Below are 18090 nucleotides of genomic sequence, written 5' to 3'. Positions count from 1 at the left end.
TAGAGGCGAAATTGTAATAAGTAATCAAATTAAGATAAGAACATGAACACTGAGAACGTAACCAATTCTAACAATACCGAACGGACAACACTTGAAGGTGGAAGCAAAGAAGCTCTCAATAAGAAAACCTCTGCCCAATTTCTACTTAGCACATCACTGGGAGTTATAACAATTATCCTAGCTGCTGTAAGTGCTTATTACGGGCTTATTCGATTCTAATCCTATTTATTGAAACAGGAAATTTTTGTTTTTTTGATGACATTGAAGAATTTCAGATATAACATGGTCCTCAGCAAAATGTATGGTAGTGCTTTGAGTTTATGAAAAACCCTTATTTGGGTGGAAGCACTGCCATATTTTTCTGAGGTTTGAACTTTACTTTTTTTCATCCAAGATGTTATCAAAAAACGATGCACGAGTCTATCAAACTAATCGAAAAGCTGGTTAAGGGCGTAGATATTTTTAACCGCCTGCGCGAACAAGAGATTGACATTGGGGTTACACCTAAGCAAGAAGTCTACCGGGAAGACAAGGTAGTACTGTATCACTTCCAATCACAGGCGAAAAACTTATTTAAGATTCCGATCCTAATTGTTTATGCGTTAGTTAACCGTCCCTACATTGTAGATTTACAAGAGGGGCGATCGCTTGTTGCTAATTTACTCAATCTTGGTCTAGATGTTTACTTGATTGATTGGGGATATCCTAATCAAGACGATCGCTGGCTGACTATTGATAAATACATCAATGGGTATATTAATAACTGTGTAGATGTCATCCGCGATCGCCACAACTTAGAGCAGATTAACTTATTGGGAATTTGCCAGGGGGGAACCTTCAGTCTTTGCTACAGTTCCCTTTACCCAGAAAAGGTAAAAAACCTGATTACTATGGTTACGCCAGTCGATTTTCACATCAATGAAGGACTTCTCAATGTTTGGAGTGGAAGCAGTTTAGGGACACAAGCATTAGATGTGGATCTTCTAGTTGACACTTTAGGTAACATTCCTGGTAACTTTCTCAACTTTGTCTTCGTAATGCTGAAGCCTTTTCAGTTAGGTGTCAAAAAGTATATTGATTTACTAGAGATTGTTGAGTATGAGGACAAACTACTCAATTTTCTCCGCATGGAAAAGTGGATTTTTGACAGTCCAGATCAAGCTGGAGAGACTTTTCGGCAGTTTATTAAGGACTTCTATCAAGGAAACAAATTAATTAAAGGTCAAATTGAGATTGGCGATAAGCGAGTAGATTTGCGAAATATCCGCATCCCAATTTTAAACATTTATGCCGAACAGGATCATCTAGTTTTACCAGCATCATCTTTAGCTCTTGAGAAATATGTTGGCAGTGTTGACTATACAGTGCGATCGTTTCCAGTTGGACATATTGGTATGTATGTAAGCGGCAAAGTTCAAAAAGACCTACCGCCAACGATTGCCGATTGGCTGAAGGCGCGAGAATAAAATATTCGCTTTCTCAAATGTTTGTATTATAAAATACAAAATTGTTTAATATCACATCCTTTCTTTGGGTGGACGACTATACTATTTTTTACTTCTAAAGATTGATTTTTTGCTAAAAATATTATTGTAAATTATTGTTAAGTAAGTTAATTTTATTTTTTAAATGCACTGAATTTAGTAAAACAATCATTAAATTCAAAGCAATTATTAGCAAAACTATAAATAGGAATCTATTTAAAAAATACATTTATTTTATTACTTTCAATTTTTAATTCACCAACGTGATGAGAAGTATGGAAGAAGTTTATATTGTCTCAGCAGTACGCACACCGCTTGGTAGGTTTGGAGGTGTCTTAGCAGATTTGTCTCCAGTAGACTTAGGTGCGATCGCCATGCGTGCAGCCTTAGAACGAGCCGGAGTATCAGGAGAAGCCTTAGACTTGTATATTTTTGGTAATGTACTTAGCGCCGGACATGGACAGTCATTGCCTCGTCAAGCAGCTTTCAAAACTGGGATTCCGCAGAAGGTGAACGGATATGCAGTAAATATGGTGTGTTCATCAGGAATGATGAGTGCTATTAACGGTGTTAGTGCAATTCGTTCTGGTGATGCCCAAATGGTACTTGCTGGAGGCATGGAATCTATGTCCCAGACGGGGTTTTTGTTATCGCAACGAGCTAGATGGGGATACAAATCCTTATTAGGTTCACCAGAACAACTCACCGATGTTTTACTCCAAGACGGACTTACCGATCCCATCAGTGGCGAAACGATGGGAGAGCAAGCAGAACAACTGGCAACTGCTTACCAAATTACGCGGGATGAGTTGGATGAAGTAGCTTTCTTTTCCCAAGCTAGAGCAGCCGAAGCGACTGAAAAAGGCTTGTTTAAACACGAGATTGTACCAATTGAGGTTGCGGGTAAGAAAGGTTTGCAAGTTGTAGATCAAGATGAAGGAATTCGCCCCGATACTACTTTAAAAACTCTTGCTGGACTGAAGCCTACTTTCAGATCAGATGGCGTGTTCACGGCTGGTAACAGCAGTCAAATATCCGATGGAGCAGCAGCTCTAGTTTTGGCAAGTAAAACAGCAGTAGAACGCTACCAACTCAATCCTATAGCACGCCTAATTGGTGGAGTCTGGACAGGAGGAGAATCTTGGCGGTTCCCTGAAGTTCCCATCATGGCAGTGAACAAGCTTTTAGACAAACTCAAAATGAAAATTTACGATTTTGATTTGTTTGAAAACAACGAAGCATTTGCTTTGAGCAATGTATTGTTCAATCGGGAGTTGGCCGTTCCTTATGAAAAATTAAATGTCTATGGCGGGGCGATCGCTTTAGGACATCCCATTGGGGCTTCAGGAGCGCGAATCTTAGTAACACTGCTCAACGCTTTGCAACAGCAAAACGGGCAGTTTGGATTGGCAGCAGTTTGTCACGGGACTGGTGGCGGTACTGCGATCGCACTGGAGAGGCTGAGGTAATTCCTATGACATCTTTGGGATTAGAAGATCAAGTGGTTTTGGTAACTGGCGGTAATCGGGGAATTGGAGCTGCGATCGTCAATCTGCTTTTGGAGTTGGGAGCTAAAGTAGCTTACACCTACCGCAGCGATTACAATCCGCAGATGGGTAGTTTGGCGATCTCAGCCGATGTCACCGATGAAGCAGCTATGGAGGCAGTGACACAAAAGGTTGAAGAGCAACTTGGCCCAATTTACGGGGTTGTCGCTAATGCTGGAATTACTCGAGACAATTTTTTCCCAAAACTGACAACGGCAGACTGGGATGCAGTAATCGACACTAACTTGAAAGGAGTTTACAACACCTTAAAACCCGTTATTCCTAAGATGTACGAACGGCGTTCTGGCTCTGTTGTCTGTATCACTTCAATTTCCGGCGAACGCGGAAATCTCGGTCAGACAAACTATGCAGCATCTAAGGCAGGAACCATTGGCTTGACAAAATCTTTGGCTCTAGAAGCGGCGCGTTACGGAGTGCGGGCTAATGCTGTGTCACCGGGATTTATTGAGACTGATATGCTCACCCCAATTTCAGATAAAGTCAAGCAACGGATTTTGTCTGAGATTCCCCTGTCTCGCTTTGGGAAACCGGAGGAGGTTGCTTGGGCAGTAGCATTTCTGCTTTCGCCAATAGCCAGCAGCTACGTCACTGGTACAGTTGTACGAGTCAATGGCGCTCATCATACATGAATTGGGCATGGGGGATGGGGCATTGGGCATGGGTATTAGAGATTGGAGACTAGAGGTATTAGGTAATATCTTCTCCCTTGCTCCCTGCTCCCTGCCCTCCTGCCTCTTCAAAGTCTCAGTCTTTAATAAATGGCAAATTCAAAATAGTGGGAGTAACTGTGAATATGGGATTTGATAAGCAGCAAATAGATGTAAATGGACTTAATATTCGCTACTTGAGTGGGGGTAATGATGATCCACCGTTAGTGCTGCTACATGGAGTCGGTGATAGCGCTGTTGATTGGTCTTGGGTAATACCTACCTTGGGAACTAAACATCGTGTTATAGCCGTAGATTTCCCAGGTTCCGGGGATAGTGCTAAACCCAAGCGTGAATATTCACTGGAATTTCTGACAGAGTTCTTAGGCAATTTTCTCAACGCTTTAGAAATTCAACGAGCAGTATTGGTAGGTAATTCATTAGGTGGTTTGATTGCTTTACGCTATGCACTGTCAAACCCCGAACGCGTACCAGCATTAGTACTGGTAGACAGTATGGGATTTAGCCAAGTGGTCAATCCAATTCTGGCAAATTTGACTTTGCCCTGGTATGGAGAGTTAGCGATCGCCTGGAGCAAAACACCTTTGGGCGCAAAGCAAAGGGCTTGGTCACGGGCGGCGTTGCTTTTTGCTAATCCCTTGCAAGTTCCCAACGCATGGCTAGCAGAACAAGAGCGGCTAGGGCTTGTTCCAGGCTTCCTAGAAGCGAATTTATCTATACTGCGTTCTCAACTATATGTTTTAGGACAGAAGCAGATAGCACTTGAATACCTACCAAAGGTAGAGATGCCGACCCTAGTTGTATGGGGTATTAATGACTTAGTTTTGCCAAATTACCAAGCTCAAGATGCAGTCAGCCGTCTAAAGCAAGGACACCTAGCTTTGATACCCAATTGTGGCCACTTACCCCAAGTCGAGCGTCCCGAATTATTTACCGACGCATTGAACCAGTTTCTTGCTTGTCATTTGTGAATGGGGACTGGGAACTAGGGACTCTAGAAATGAATTTTAATTCCCAATCCCCAGTACCCAATCCCCAATCCCCAATCCCTTTTAAGGAGTAACACTAATGAAATTAAAGCCAATCAATCAGCAAGTCGTTTCCGTCGTTGGAGCCTCCAGTGGCATCGGACGGATCACAGCTCTTGAGTTTGCTAGACGCGGGGCAAAAGTGGTAGTCTCCGCTCGCGGTGAGTCGAAGCTAAAGTCTTTAGTAGAGGAAATTCGCAGCTTTGGCGGCGAGGCAACTTATTGCGTAGCTGATGTGCAAGTATTTGACCAAGTTAAGGCGATCGCAGATAAAACTGTGGAAGTCTACGGGCGACTGGATACATGGGTACATGTCCCCGCCATCGGCATCTTTGCCACTTTCGACAATACAACACCAGAAGAGTTTAAGCATGTTATTGATGTCGATCTGATGGGACAGGTATATGGTGCAATGGCGGCCCTACCCCATTTGAAGCGTGAGGGACGGGGGGCATTGATCCATGTCTCTTCAGTGGAAGGTACGCGATCGCTCCCCTACCAAAGTGCTTACTCGGCAGCCAAGCATGGGGTCGAGGGTTTTATCGAAGCGATGCGCGTTGAGTTGCAACATGAAAAATGGCCCATCAGTGTTACAAGTGTAAAGCCAGGGGTGATCAACAGTCCCTTCTGGAATAATGGCCGGACGAAGTTAGGCGTAAAGCCTGCCGGGATACCACCTTACTACGAGCCTAAACTTGTAGCTGATGCCATCCTCCATGTAGCTGAACATCCAACTCGTGACTACTTGGTTGGGGATGTAGCTAAAGTATTAGATTTGGTACAGCGCGTCTCACCACCATTAGTAGATTCACTGTTACTGCTTATCGGCTTTAAGTTACAGCATAGTTCCGAGCCGAAGTCTGAAGATGCATCAAATAATTTTTACGAACCTGTTGCTGAAGACGACAGAGTTAACGGAGATTATAGTCACTTGGTTATACCTAGTGTTTCCGACTGGCTAGAAAAAAATCCGGTTCTCCAGTGGGGTGCGATCGCTGGTACAGCAGCATTAGCATTGCTAGCAGCTCAAGTAATCAAAGATTAAGGATAAATGCACTAGCTCCCCTTAAAAAGGCTACTGTGTACCCACAAGTCTCTGTTGACGAAATTTACAAAAAGCTCAATTTCCCATTTTTCTCATTCCCAGCCTCTGATGTCAGAGACTGGGAATGCCTATTTGAAGCAACCTAAGAAGAAGGAAAGTTGTACAGAATTAATTCTGTTAGGGTAGCGGGGCGTTTAACCCATTTTGACTCCTGAATTCTGTTGGATAACTCTTGTTTTTTCAGTAAAGAATACATAAAGAGAAGTATTTTCAAATACAATTTTACGGAAATAATGTAAAGAATATGCAAAGTTATTTGTTCAGATATAGACATCTAAGTAAATCTGCGCTATCAAGCTAATGTAAAGCTAATTGAATGTTTTCCAATTTCATAGTAGCCGTCATGAACCTTTCAAAGCATACGCTGCTGGTTAAAAGGTGATTTAAAAAAGCTTAAAGCTGAGTATTTTCGTGAATGTACACCCTCACAAATTTGTACAATACGTGACATTTAAACAGTCCTATTTGCAAGTAGTCAGCAGGGTGAATGTTTTAGACAATTTAGTGTCTTTCAAAGATGACATCAACGGGAAAATCAAGGCAGTTTTTTGTGCCCCAAAACAGTGGTAACTGCTTTTTAAAAGCTTAAGTAACTCAAAAAACTAATTCAGCTAGGTAAAAGCGATGGCAAAGATCAATGGCACTAATGGTAACGACTTTCTCAATGGCACAACAGGCAATGACTTGATTAGAGGTCTGACAGGCAATGATATCTTAGATGGTAATGGGGGCAGTGACACCCTCAAGGGTGGGGCTGGTGGCGATTCATTAAGTGTTGACTTTTCATCTGGTAAGAATCTGCTTTTTAGTGGCACTAATAACGATAATCTCTTTGCTACTAACACCTTGGGTAATAACACCCTTAAGGGTGGAGCTGGAGATGATAATTTGTATGTTGACTTTTCATCTGGTAATAATCTACTTCTTGGTGGTGATGGCAATGATTTTCTTTCTGCCTCCACCTTTCTTATAGCTGTTGACTTTAACGGCCCTAATCCATCTGGCAATAACACCCTCAAGGGTGGTGCTGGTAATGATTTCCTAGATGTTAACAACTCAACAGGCGATAATTTGCTCTTTGGTGGGGATGGAAATGATTCTCTGAATGCTTCTGGCGACTTATTTAATAGTGCCTCTGGTAATAATTCTCTCAGCGGTGGGGATGGTAATGATAACTTGAATGTTGAGTATTCAACAGGCAGTAATCTACTTGTTGGTGGCGATGGAAATGATTTCCTTTCTGCCCAATTCTCATTAGGAAATAATACCCTCAAGGGCGGTGCTGGAAAAGACACACTTGCTGGCGGTTTTGCTAATGATATCCTCTCTGGAGGTGACGGTACTGATACCTTAATTGGTAGTAACGGTAATGACACCTTAATTGGTGGCCGAGGTGATGATATCCTCATTGGTGTGGATTCTTTAGAAGAAAAACCAGGTCAGTTAGAGCGAGACACATTGATTGGTGGTGCAGGTAGAGATACTTTTGTTCTTGGAGATCCCTTTAAAATTTATTATGATGATAGTCAAATTCGATTTATTGTTGCACCCTCTCCTAATGAACCCCCACCAAGCTACGCTCTAATTGCTGACTTTGAGCCGGGGAAAGATGTCATTCAGCTTAAGGGAGCCATAGAATATAAGCTAGAAAATGTCACTCTCCCAAATGATGTTTATGGTCTAGGAATTTTCTTTGATGCTGATCGTTTTGACGGTAATGGTTCTGAGCAATTGATTGGTATTATTCAAAGTCAACAATCTCTAGATAAGCTGCAAATTAATTTAGGTAGGGCAATCACAACCATCAGTTAACAACAAGGTTTAGATACCCGACTTTTTAGAGAAGTTGGGTATCTTATTGTTTATGGATATACGAAGCTGAACTTCACAATTTATTGATACTTGCTGAACTACCTACTCTAAACTTAATTTCATATAAAAGTAGCAAAACTGCTGTTAGCACCAAAGGTAAAAAGTAGTAAACTCCTCGATAAACATCGACTGATAAAGTTTCTAGAGATTGCCCTTCCCGAGAGTGATAGAAGAGGTTTATCTATCACGGGCTACGCCTACACAATTTGGCATTTATATGATACAATTGTACTATAAAAGAATATCCGGTGAATATGCAACGCGAAGTTTACCAGGCGATGCCCAAAGTTTGTAGTAAATGAAAGCCATAGTAGCTAGTTTGTGAATGCAATCATAAACACACAATAGTTGTGTGGTATGTGTCAATCTTAAGATTTTGGCATCAATTAATCGTGTATTTCCCCTTCAACTTTCTACGGTTGTATAGCGCTTCTCGTTTGTGTGAGGTACACCCGTAAGGGCACGGCACTGCCGTGCCCCTACACCACGCGATATAATGTTGTACCACACCTCAATGGAAACCGCTATAACAGCTTATTTAGGAATAGTAATAAACTTCATTAACTGTGGCTTTCAATAATTCTTAACCTTTATCTGGAAAGTAGCAATATGACGAATAATAAGATTTCTCTCATAGAACTAATCCAAATTTTCGCAGAATATCGCAATAATATTATCGTCAACATCAAGCACCTGCAAGAACATTATCAAAGAAAATGTATCAAGCGGGTTAAAGGTGTAAGAAACGAAAATGGCGAACTGCTTCAGCCTTGGTTGCAAACTGAATATATGGATAATGCTGAGTATGTTGGTATGGGTGAGTTTCAGTTTAATCGCAATACCGCTACTATCAATATGCTTATCAAACGTAAAGTCAAACTTACCAAATTTGCAGACCAAACCCCCACTCTTGAGGTAGCAGGTTTGCTAGTAAATGACCTCAATAGCTTTAATAATTATACAATTGTCAGTGACGGCAAAATAAACGTCAAGTCCTTAGAAGTCAAAATTAGCAGTAAAAAAGCTTTTGACTTACTCAAAGAAAAGGGTGTGTTGAATGCAGAAGATTTTGACTTTCGTGCTGAACATACCATTTACTTAGATAAATTGCCGCTTGTGGCTGCTAATAGTTATTACAGCAGCATTGATGGGCTATTCAATGAAGTGGCAGAAATTAAAGTACTTACTAGCATTATTTCTGCTCACTTAAAAAAGGAGTCAGATGTATTTGTATCAGGACAGTTAGATGAATTTAAAAAGCACTATTTGTCCAAGAACGTTTACATCAATTTTCCTACAACTAATGAATACACAGACATCCATGAAGCTCTAGCTAATGCTACTATTGACTCAAAATTGAGCTATAAAATTGACATAGGTAGTCAAGATATTCTGAACATGAGTAAGTTACCTTCTGCTAACAAGTTTTTAAAGAAGATGTATCGTCTTTATGATAAAGAGACTGGAGAAATTCTCATCAAGCCTACTTTTGAGAGGGCATTTAATGAAAATCTCGCTGTTAGGCACAGATTACTGTCATCACGCACCAAGATTACGAAAGTTGATGAGTTTATGAAACCAATTTTCGATGATTTTCTTGGACTTGAGCAAAATAGTGTAGTTGGAGATATTCTTAAGAAAGTTGGTGCTAATAGTTTGGTGGAGTTATTGCAGGATAAGCAAACTGGGAAGCAAATCAGTAAAGAAGAAATGGTTACAGCATTGACAACTGCAAATAGCAAACTAGAGCAATATGTAGAAAAAATATATCGAGAGAAGATTTCTCCCTTGGTATTCTATATTGGTTGTACTGGAGCCTTGCCAGAGCAAATAGAAGCAAAACCCATGAATGCAGAAGAAGCTGCTGCTAAATATCCAAGTTTGCAATTTTCTAAAGATGAGCAAGAAGGTACTTTTTTTGCAGTTGGTAATAGTATTATCAGCATCTATGCTAAGACTGAGTATTACAGCAGAAAAGTGGCTATCCTAAATCATTCATAAACAATAAGATGCCCCGGCTTTTCAAAAAAAACGGGGCATCTTTGGCTTTTACTCATCACAAATAAAATCAGATTACTATATAAATAATCTATTTCTGCTTACAAAATTGTTGATTTTCATCCAAGTGCAGACTGAATAACTAAATGAGCAATGCCACTAATTCCTGCCCCAAATTCTGGAATTATAAATAGAAGCATCATTGCAAAAACTCCAAATTGGCTATATTGCAGTGGCTTTAGCTGAGGAAAAATTTCACTGAAAACATGAAAACCATCCAGTGGTGGAATTAGCAGCAGATTAAAAAGAAACAAGGTCAAATTTATCTGAGCAGCTAAGTAAAGAAATTCTCCGCTAAAAAGTCCTGAAAGACTCGGCTTAGAGAGGAATTTCAGCATCGCAATAAATAGAATTCCTAAAGCCAGATTTGATAATGGCCCAGCTGCGGATACCAAAATATTGCCTAGCTTCCCAGAGCGAAACTTAGAGGGGTTGACAGGCATTTGTCCCCAAGCTATACCCATAAGACAGAGAAAAATGATCGATTCTTTGCCCATGTGAACTACAGGATTAAGCGTCAGATGACCAGTTTTTTGAGGAGTATCATCTCCTTGAATCATAGCAGCCCAGCCGTGAGCAAGTTCATGCAAAGTGATAGAGAATATAACAATTACAATAATTCTGAAAAAATGAATCGGCTCTGTGATGAGTGTTTCGATAAACATATATTCTGGCTGATGGTATGGTTAAAGCTGAAATCCGTACTTTCTGAAGACACGCACGAAAAAGTTACCCAATTTCAAAACTGCAAAGCTTGAGAACCAAGGTTGCTCATAAATAATTAGGTAAGTTATTTTTGCGCGGCTTCCAAGACTAGTTAAAAAATCTATGGAGATGCTGATTGTTGAAATCAGCTTTTTTTCACCGTGATGATATAAATTTTCATCTATACTAGCTGCAATGCATCGGAAAGCTGAGTAAAACAGCATTTGTATAATAATTTACTATGTTTTGGTAATGCCATGTATGTGTAATAACAAGCTCATTATACATATAGTATAAAAATAAATACGCGATAGTCCATAGTAGTTATTCGTATCTTTTAAAAATTTACTTTATTAACTTTTATGGTTTTCAATTGCTTGTATAGCAGTCAAAAGTCAATAGATAGTCTTTCAGGGCGTAAATTTTTTAGCTAATAGTACGTAATTTATATTAAAGATTATGTATATAAAATTTTTATGTTACTAATCATTTGTGAGATATTTCAGCTTCATAAACCAACATTTTTTTACAACCAGCTATAGGCGAATTTTTAAACAGCAATTACTTGGTTGCATTTATTACTTAAATGATAAATATTATTTACTAAATAATTTAAAAATTAATACAGTCATTAGGCAGGATATCAACGGCTTACTGGTATTATTTTGATGCACTAACGCAATAATGATGAACAACGATGGATGAGGATCAGCGCCGGTCTTATTGGCGTGCTAATACTGCTTTAATTCGTAATCTTTTAATTGTCTGGGCATTGGTTTCCCTAGTTTTTAGTATTTTGTTGGTTCAACCTTTGAATGCGATACGGTTTTTTGGCGTGCCCTTTGGCTTTTGGATGGCGCAACAAGGGTCAATCCTGGTATTTGTGGCCTTGATTTTCATTTATGCCTTTCAAATGGACAAGCTAGACCAAAAATACAATCTCAAGAAGTGAGGAAAAACCGTGTCAGTTGAAATTTGGACTATTGTATTAGTTGGACTTTCCTTCCTCGCCTATATTTATATAGGTTGGCAATCACGAGTCGAAAATAGTAAAGACTTCTTTATAGCAGGTCAAGGGATACCTTCAATTGCTAATGGTGCAGCTACCGCCGCCGACTGGATGTCCGCAGCTTCATTTATTTCAATGGCGGGGCTGATTTCTTTTTTGGGTTACGACGGTTCTATTTATTTAATGGGCTGGACGGGTGGCTATGTATTGCTAGCATTATTATTGGCTCCCTATCTACGGAAATTTGGTAAGTATACGGTGCCAGATTTTGTAGGCGATCGCTACTACTCTAATATCGCTCGTCTGGTGGCAGTAGTAGCAGCCATTTTCGTCTCTCTCACCTACGTTGCTGGACAAATGCGGGGCGTGGGCATTGTTTTTAGCCGCTTTCTACAAGTAAATATTAATACAGGCGTGATCATCGGTATGGTGATCGTCGGCTTTTTCTCTGTGTTAGGGGGGATGAAAGGCATCACCTGGACACAAGTAGCACAATACTCTGTGTTGATTTTTGCTTACCTGATTCCAGCGATCGCGATCGCCTGGTTTCTGACTGGTAATCCTATTCCCCAACTAGCATTTACCTTCAGTGATATTGCTGACAAACTCAATAAAATCCAGGTTGACTTGGGGTTTAAGCCGTATACTGAGCCATTTGTGAACAAGTCGATGTTAGATGTGCTGTTCACCACCATTGCCCTGATGGTAGGCACTGCTGGCTTGCCTCATATCATTGTCCGCTTTTACACAGTAAAAAGTGTGCGTGCAGCTCGCTATTCTGCTGGTTGGGCACTACTATTTATTGCCATTCTTTATACAACTGCTCCAGCCCTCTCCATGTTTGCCCGCTACAACCTGATCGATTCCCTGCACGATCATACAGTTGCAGAAGTGCAGCAGCTAGACTGGGCGGCCAAGTGGGAAAAAACTAAACTGTTGGCTTTTGATGACATAAATAAAGATGGGCGTCTCCAGTTAACACCAAATAAAGACACCAATGAAATCAAGATTGACCGAGATATCATTGTGCTTTCTACCCCAGAGGTAGCTAATCTGCCTCCGTGGGTGATTGGCTTGGTAGCGGCTGGCGGTTTGGCTGCTGCTTTGTCTACAGCATCAGGTTTATTGCTGGTAATTTCCAGTTCTATCGCCCACGATATTTACTACCGGATCATAGATTCATCAGCCTCAGAACAAAAACGGGTATTTGTCGGGCGGATCATGGTAGGTTTTTCCCTTGTCCTCGCCGGATATTTTGGGGTGAATCCGCCGGGATTTGTGAGTGAAGTGGTAGCTTTTGCTTTTGGTTTAGCCGCCGCTAGTTTCTTTCCGGTGATTTTCCTGGGGATTTTCGACAAGCGCACTAACTCTGAAGGTGCGATCGCCGGCATGGTAACGGGTTTAATTTTTACAATCATCTACATTGTCGGCGTTAAGTTTGGCGGGATGCAACCCTGGTTTTTCGGGGTTTCTCCAGAAGGAATCGGTACTTTAGGTATGCTAATCAACTTCGCTGTCACCCTAGTAGTTTCACGCCTAACGCCACCTCCTCCAGCAGAAATTCAAGCGATGGTAGAAGACCTTCGCAGCCCATTGATTGAAGAGTAGGGCATTGGGGCATTGGGCATTGCGTTTAGTAGCTTCCCTTGTCCCCTTGTCCCCAATCTCCACTCCCTACTGTCCAAGCTCTTTGATGTTATTCATCACTTGTTGGTATAAGTCATTGTTACCTTGACTTTGAAAAATGTTTGCTGCTTGCTGTAAATCCTTGAGTGCCCCCTGTTTGTCTCCATTAGTGGCGCGGGCATTTCCTCGGTTATTGTAGGCAGGGGCAAAGTTAGGATTGAGACGAATGGCTTGATTGTAATCTGCGATCGCACCTTTCGGATCTCCATTGGCAGCACGGGCATTTCCTCGGTTATTATAAGCGATCGCATATTTAGGGTTGAGGAGAATTGCTTGGTCAAAATCATTTAGCGCCCCTCTTTTGTCCCCATTGGTGGCGTGGGCATTCCCCCGATTATTGTAGGCTTCGGCATAGTTGGGATTCAGACGAATCGCTTCACTGTAATCTTTAACTGCTTCTCTATTATTTCCTAGTGAGGCACGGGCATTTCCCAAGTTATTGTGGGCTTCAGCGTCGTTAGGGTTGATGCGAAGTGCTTGATTATAATCTGCGATCGCTTTTTCCTTGTCTCCCAAATCAAAGTAGGCTAATCCCCGGCCATTGTAGGCAGCGCCATATTGAGAGTTTTGAGCAATTGCCTTACTATATGAAGCGATCGCAGCTTGCAAGTCGCCGTTTAAATGCTGATTCTTTCCTTGAAGATAGAATTCCCCACCAATGGACGTTGTAGTTGAACGACGGCTAGGTTGACTGACTCCTATTTCTGTCACTAATACATTGTCATTCTTACTACAAGAAATACTGCTAATTGCGGTCAATGTAGTAAAAATAGCTATGGTAAATAAAGTATTTACCCTTGTTCGTTTTTGCCTAAATAAACGCCGTTTCATAACTTAATATAAACTGCCATAATACCTGAACAAAATTAGTACCAAAATCTAGATTTTAATTCTTTAACTCAATAACTATTCTAACTTTTGATGGACATTTAAAGTTAATTGACAAATTTACCTCATATTTTATAGATTTATTTAATAGTTATTTGCAAGACTAATGATGAGTTAGGAAGTATAAAAATTATCATTTTTTATCTTATCTGCTATCATCTATCTGCTTTTTATCCCATTTAAAAAACCTTTGCAACATCTAAATTGGCTGGCTGTAAATGCCAGGGTAAACTGACACTTTCCGTCAGGTGTTTGAGTTCATAGACCTAGAAGCATTAAATCGATATATGCTTTTCATCCCTTTTGTCAAGCTTAATTTAGATGCTCTTACCCTGTTGGCGTTCCTGGAGCATTGCTTTACCCAAAAAAAACCGATAATGCTATAATACTTTAGGGAATATAGTGATATTTCCATTACACTGCACAGCATTTGAATGTAAAATACATAATCAAATGTCTGAATAAATAGCTGGAGAGGTGTCCGAGTGGTTCATGGTGACGCACTCGAAATGCGTTTTGGGGCAACCCAACGGGGGTTCGAATCCCCCCCTCTCCGTTCAAAAGATTGTGAAAGTCTGCCTACCTTTAACAAATGGCTCAGAGTAAATTCTCTGGTTAATTGAGATCGGTAGCTTGAGTTACGCTGAAACCTGATATCACTGGTTTTGCTACGTAAAACCTTTACTCTCCAAGTTGGAGAGTAACTTGAACTGTAGTAATACTTACGCAAAAAAACTTTTACAGCAGCTTTCATGTATTTGAACCATATATATCGTAGGGGCGCAAGTCTTTGCGCTCCTACGATATGATATTTTTTTTAACTGGAAGTCCATAAGATTGCTACAGGCAAACCGATGTTGTTTGGCTTGATAGCTGGGATACATCATTATTTACAAATAAGATGAGATAATAGTTCAGTATTTACTTAGTCAAGTATTTCCCAAAAAATACTAAAATATACACCGTTTGCACAGGCTTTCAGGATAAACTAATGCCATCGTGTGAGGAGTGAACGATGGTAGATCGCAGCCTGGGGCGAGTATTCTCATTTAGTTTTATCAGCATCTGTTTATATCTAGGTATTAGTATAGGAGTTATTATCCGGCTTGGGCAATCACAGCGATTAAATGCTGCTACTAAACCTACCGAGCCTGTACAAGCTCGATTATCTATCCCTGAACTTACGCCATCAGCAAAAAAAGAACAAACTTTTACAAAGACTATTACTATCAAAGCCGTTGGAGATATTATTCCCGGCACTAATTTCCCTAACCATCGATTACCTCGCTTTCGAGATCAATTATTACCAAAGTCAGTGAGAAGTCATTTACAAGGATCTGATATCTTGTTTGGTAACTTTGAAAGTAGCTTAACTAATTATCCTTATACAGCCAAAGATATCAGTCGAGGACAAGTCTTTGCCTTTCGCTCTCCACCCGCGTATGCCCGGCTATTTGCTGAAGCTGGTTTTAATGTGTTCAATATGGCAAATAACCATGCAATGGATTTCGGGCCGGTAGGGTTCAAAGATACAAAGAAAAATCTTGAGGCTGTGGGTATTGCAACATTAGGTCATAAAAAGCAAATTCTTTATTTGGAAGCTAACAATATCCCTGTAGCAATGATTGGCTTTTCTCCTTATGAAATGTATAACTCCATCCATAATTTAGGAGTAGCCAAAGCACTCGTAGCAGAAGCCAAAAATAAAGCCAACATAGTAATAGTATCGATGCACGCTGGAGCCGAAGGAACGGGGGCGCTGCACGTTAAGAATCAGACAGAGTTTTTTTATGGAGAAAACCGAGGTAATTCGATCAAGTTTGCTCGAAACATGATTGATGCAGGAGCAGACTTAGTACTAGGACATGGGCCTCACGTTCCAAGAGCGATGGAAATTTATAAAGGAAAAATTATTGCTTATTCTTTAGGAAACTTTTTAGGATATCGGACTTTATCTACAAATGCTCAGACAGGTGACTCAATGATTTTAGAAGCTAAACTCAACCAAGTGGGAGATTTGGTATCAAGTAAAATTATACCTGTTCGGATGGATCGACAAGGAATTCCTCATATTGATCAGAGTTTTCAGACTGTAAGACTTATGCGTTATTTAAATAATCAAGCTTTTCCCAAGAATCCGGTGAAGATTAATAAAAAGGGGGAAGTTGTTGTACAGAATAAGCTTGGTCGTCCTTAAAATAATTCGTAATGACGCTACGCTAACGTAATTAATTAATAGAAATCAGTGCAGTGTTGAACTCACCGCACGGCTTCATTAAAATCCAAAATTCAAAATTGACTAATTATTGTCATCTTGTGGCTTTTCCTCAAACTTTTGAACATTTTGGGGTTGACTATTAAGTGGTGAATTTTGCTTTTCCAGTGTTGGTACTACTACAGCAGAAGGATCTGATTGTTTGGATTCCGTTGGTGGTGCTGCTGGTATAACCACAGGGTTCGATGGACTCATGGGTTGAGGAGAGGCAGAATCTTGACTAGAAGTGGGTAAGTTATTTTCTGGCAATGGTTTAGGGGAAGCATTACGAGATGAGCGGATCGCCCGTAGTTTCTCTACTAGTGAGGGTGTAGGTGAAACGCTAGGTGAAGGTGTGGATTGTTCAGAATTGTCGCGTTGTGATTCTTTTGTAGGGCGAGCGCTGGGAGATTCTTCTTGCGAAGAACGACGATTGCGCCGACGCCGAGAGGCTGGTGCTGATTCGGTTCTTGAGGTGGTGTTAGTCTCTTCACCTCCGGGTGAAGATTTACTATTGAAGTTGGGTGCTTTTGCGCCTGATTCTTGAGTTGGCTGTTCAAAAAGCGGCTTTGTGGTTGGCTGCTGCTGAGATTTAGGTAATAAGCTCGTAATCCCAAAACCTGCTGTAGCAGCTACTACGGCTACACTTAGACCAATAAATACTTGAGATGATCCCAGCTTTTTAGCCAGTACAGTTTTTTTAACGATGCCTGGGTTAGGCTGCGCCAAGGCAGATCGTTTATTAATAAAATTTTGGGCAGTTTTCCCAATTACAGTTTCTGCTTGCTGGGCAGATAAATTAACAGTTGGCACTGCGTAAGTGGGTGAAACTTGCCGTGTTCCATTCATGCTATTTCCTGGAAGCAATTGCAGCCACTCAGCAACTGTCGCTGGCCGAAAACGAGACTCCACCGCCATACCGCGCATTACCGCTTGGTTGACAGCAGCACTCAAATGTGGTTGCAGTTCGCGGGGGGAAGGCATTTGTTCGCGATCGCGCAATAATGCAGGTATGGGAACTTGGGCTGTCAACAGTGCATACAAGGTTGCTGCTAAACCGTAAACATCTGTGGCAGGTGTGCGTGGTGCTTGCGTCAAGTACTGCTCAATGGGAGAATAACCCTCAGAAACCATACCTGTGTGAGTCTGTCTAGCACCGCCGTTAAATTCCCTGGCAATGCCAAAATCAATTAGTATCACTTCCTGTGTTCCCAGACGAAGAATGATATTATCTGGTTTTACATCCCGGTGCAACAAACCGTTGTTGTGTACTACCTGCAACGCTGCCCCAATTTGCCGGATGTAATGAATTGCTGTGGCTTCAGGCAGTGGTATCCCTGGTAATACAAATGCGTCTCCCAAGGTTTCGCCAGCAATGTATTCCATTACCATGTAAGGTAATCCAGATTCAACAAAAAAGTCACTAACTCGGACTATATTAGGGTGGATACACGCAGCTAATCGTCTCGCTTCATCTTGGAATTGGCGCTCGAATTTGGCAAAATCAGGATGTTGTCGCAGCCGTTCATTGATGGTTTTCATCACCACCTCCTGACCCAAGTAGTGATGCGTAGCTTTAAATGTAATGCCAAAGCCACCCCGCCCTATTTCTTGAATTAGGGTATATTTTCCATCCTGCAAAATTGTGCCTGCTAACATAAAGAGTCCTGAGTCCTGAGTGAGCAGATAAGTAGCGAGTCCTGAGTCTTCAGGGATTTCCCAAAAATTTTCCCATATTTTTATCGGGCAGGGTTCTTGCCTGTCT

The 18090-nt window shown here is 41.0% G+C and carries 13 protein-coding genes and 1 tRNA gene; 11 read left to right on the top strand and 3 right to left on the bottom strand.

Annotated elements, in window-relative coordinates; genetic code table 11:
- The first annotated feature begins 410 nt into the window (after window positions 1–410).
- The 7 genes from phaC to H6G97_RS20965 all read left to right on the top strand — a co-directional run bounded on the left by phaC (window position 411) and on the right by H6G97_RS20965 (window position 9726).
- Complete coding sequence (gene phaC, locus H6G97_RS20995) at window positions 411–1466, top strand: class III poly(R)-hydroxyalkanoic acid synthase subunit PhaC (RefSeq protein WP_190942622.1); 1056 nt, start codon at window positions 411–413, stop codon at window positions 1464–1466.
- A 293-nt stretch (window positions 1467–1759) separates the two neighbouring features.
- Window positions 1760–2953: a thiolase family protein gene (locus tag H6G97_RS20990; RefSeq protein ID WP_190942621.1), complete on the top strand. Its 1194-nt coding sequence runs from the start codon at window positions 1760–1762 to the stop codon at window positions 2951–2953.
- Window positions 2902–3681 carry an acetoacetyl-CoA reductase PhaB gene (gene phaB / locus H6G97_RS20985; protein WP_242055040.1) on the top strand — a complete coding sequence of 260 codons (780 nt, stop codon included), beginning with the start codon at window positions 2902–2904 and terminating at the stop codon, window positions 3679–3681. Before H6G97_RS20990 ends, phaB begins: the two co-directional genes overlap by 52 nt.
- A gap of 164 nt (window positions 3682–3845) precedes the next feature.
- Entirely contained in the window at window positions 3846–4691 is an 846-nt protein-coding gene (locus H6G97_RS20980) for an alpha/beta fold hydrolase (protein ID WP_190942620.1), read from the top strand.
- A gap of 97 nt (window positions 4692–4788) precedes the next feature.
- Window positions 4789–5793, top strand: coding sequence for an SDR family oxidoreductase (locus H6G97_RS20975; protein WP_190942619.1), 1005 nt, complete (start codon window positions 4789–4791; stop codon window positions 5791–5793).
- A 684-nt stretch (window positions 5794–6477) separates the two neighbouring features.
- Window positions 6478–7665, top strand: a complete 1188-nt coding sequence (locus H6G97_RS20970; RefSeq protein ID WP_190942618.1) for a calcium-binding protein — start codon at window positions 6478–6480, stop codon at window positions 7663–7665.
- Window positions 7666–8334: 669 nt separating this feature from the next.
- The gene (locus tag H6G97_RS20965) at window positions 8335–9726 is read left to right on the top strand and encodes a hypothetical protein (RefSeq protein ID WP_242055036.1); all 1392 of its coding nucleotides are present in this window, start codon (window positions 8335–8337) and stop codon (window positions 9724–9726) included.
- A gap of 116 nt (window positions 9727–9842) precedes the next feature.
- Here H6G97_RS20965 and H6G97_RS20960 read toward each other — a convergent pair whose 3' ends face one another.
- Complete coding sequence (locus H6G97_RS20960) at window positions 9843–10448, bottom strand: site-2 protease family protein (RefSeq protein ID WP_190942617.1); 606 nt, start codon at window positions 10446–10448, stop codon at window positions 9843–9845.
- 737 nt (window positions 10449–11185) lie between these two features.
- On the opposite strand from H6G97_RS20960, the gene H6G97_RS20955 reads away from it, so the two are divergent.
- Together H6G97_RS20955 and H6G97_RS20950 are read left to right on the top strand one after the other, a co-directional pair.
- A complete protein-coding gene (locus H6G97_RS20955; protein WP_190942616.1) occupies window positions 11186–11440 on the top strand; it encodes a DUF4212 domain-containing protein in 255 nt (84 codons plus the stop codon).
- 9 nt (window positions 11441–11449) lie between these two features.
- Window positions 11450–13105 (top strand): VC_2705 family sodium/solute symporter, encoded by a 1656-nt coding sequence (locus tag H6G97_RS20950; protein WP_190942615.1) that lies wholly within the window; start codon window positions 11450–11452, stop codon window positions 13103–13105.
- Window positions 13106–13171: 66 nt separating this feature from the next.
- Here H6G97_RS20950 and H6G97_RS20945 read toward each other — a convergent pair whose 3' ends face one another.
- The gene (locus H6G97_RS20945; protein ID WP_190942614.1) at window positions 13172–14014 is read right to left on the bottom strand and encodes a tetratricopeptide repeat protein; all 843 of its coding nucleotides are present in this window, start codon (window positions 14012–14014) and stop codon (window positions 13172–13174) included.
- A 528-nt stretch (window positions 14015–14542) separates the two neighbouring features.
- On the opposite strand from H6G97_RS20945, the gene H6G97_RS20940 reads away from it, so the two are divergent.
- Both H6G97_RS20940 and H6G97_RS20935 read left to right on the top strand, forming a co-directional pair.
- Window positions 14543–14627, top strand: a tRNA-Ser gene (locus H6G97_RS20940).
- Between the two features lie 459 nt (window positions 14628–15086).
- A complete protein-coding gene (locus H6G97_RS20935) occupies window positions 15087–16268 on the top strand; it encodes a CapA family protein (RefSeq protein WP_190942613.1) in 1182 nt (393 codons plus the stop codon).
- A gap of 102 nt (window positions 16269–16370) precedes the next feature.
- Here H6G97_RS20935 and H6G97_RS20930 read toward each other — a convergent pair whose 3' ends face one another.
- The gene (locus H6G97_RS20930; RefSeq protein ID WP_190942612.1) at window positions 16371–17984 is read right to left on the bottom strand and encodes a serine/threonine protein kinase; all 1614 of its coding nucleotides are present in this window, start codon (window positions 17982–17984) and stop codon (window positions 16371–16373) included.
- Between the last annotated feature and the right edge of the window lie 106 nt (window positions 17985–18090).

Source organism: Nostoc flagelliforme FACHB-838, assembly GCF_014698065.1.
Lineage (GTDB): Bacteria > Cyanobacteriota > Cyanobacteriia > Cyanobacteriales > Nostocaceae > Nostoc > Nostoc flagelliforme_B.
This window is presented reverse-complemented; position numbering and strand designations above follow the sequence as displayed.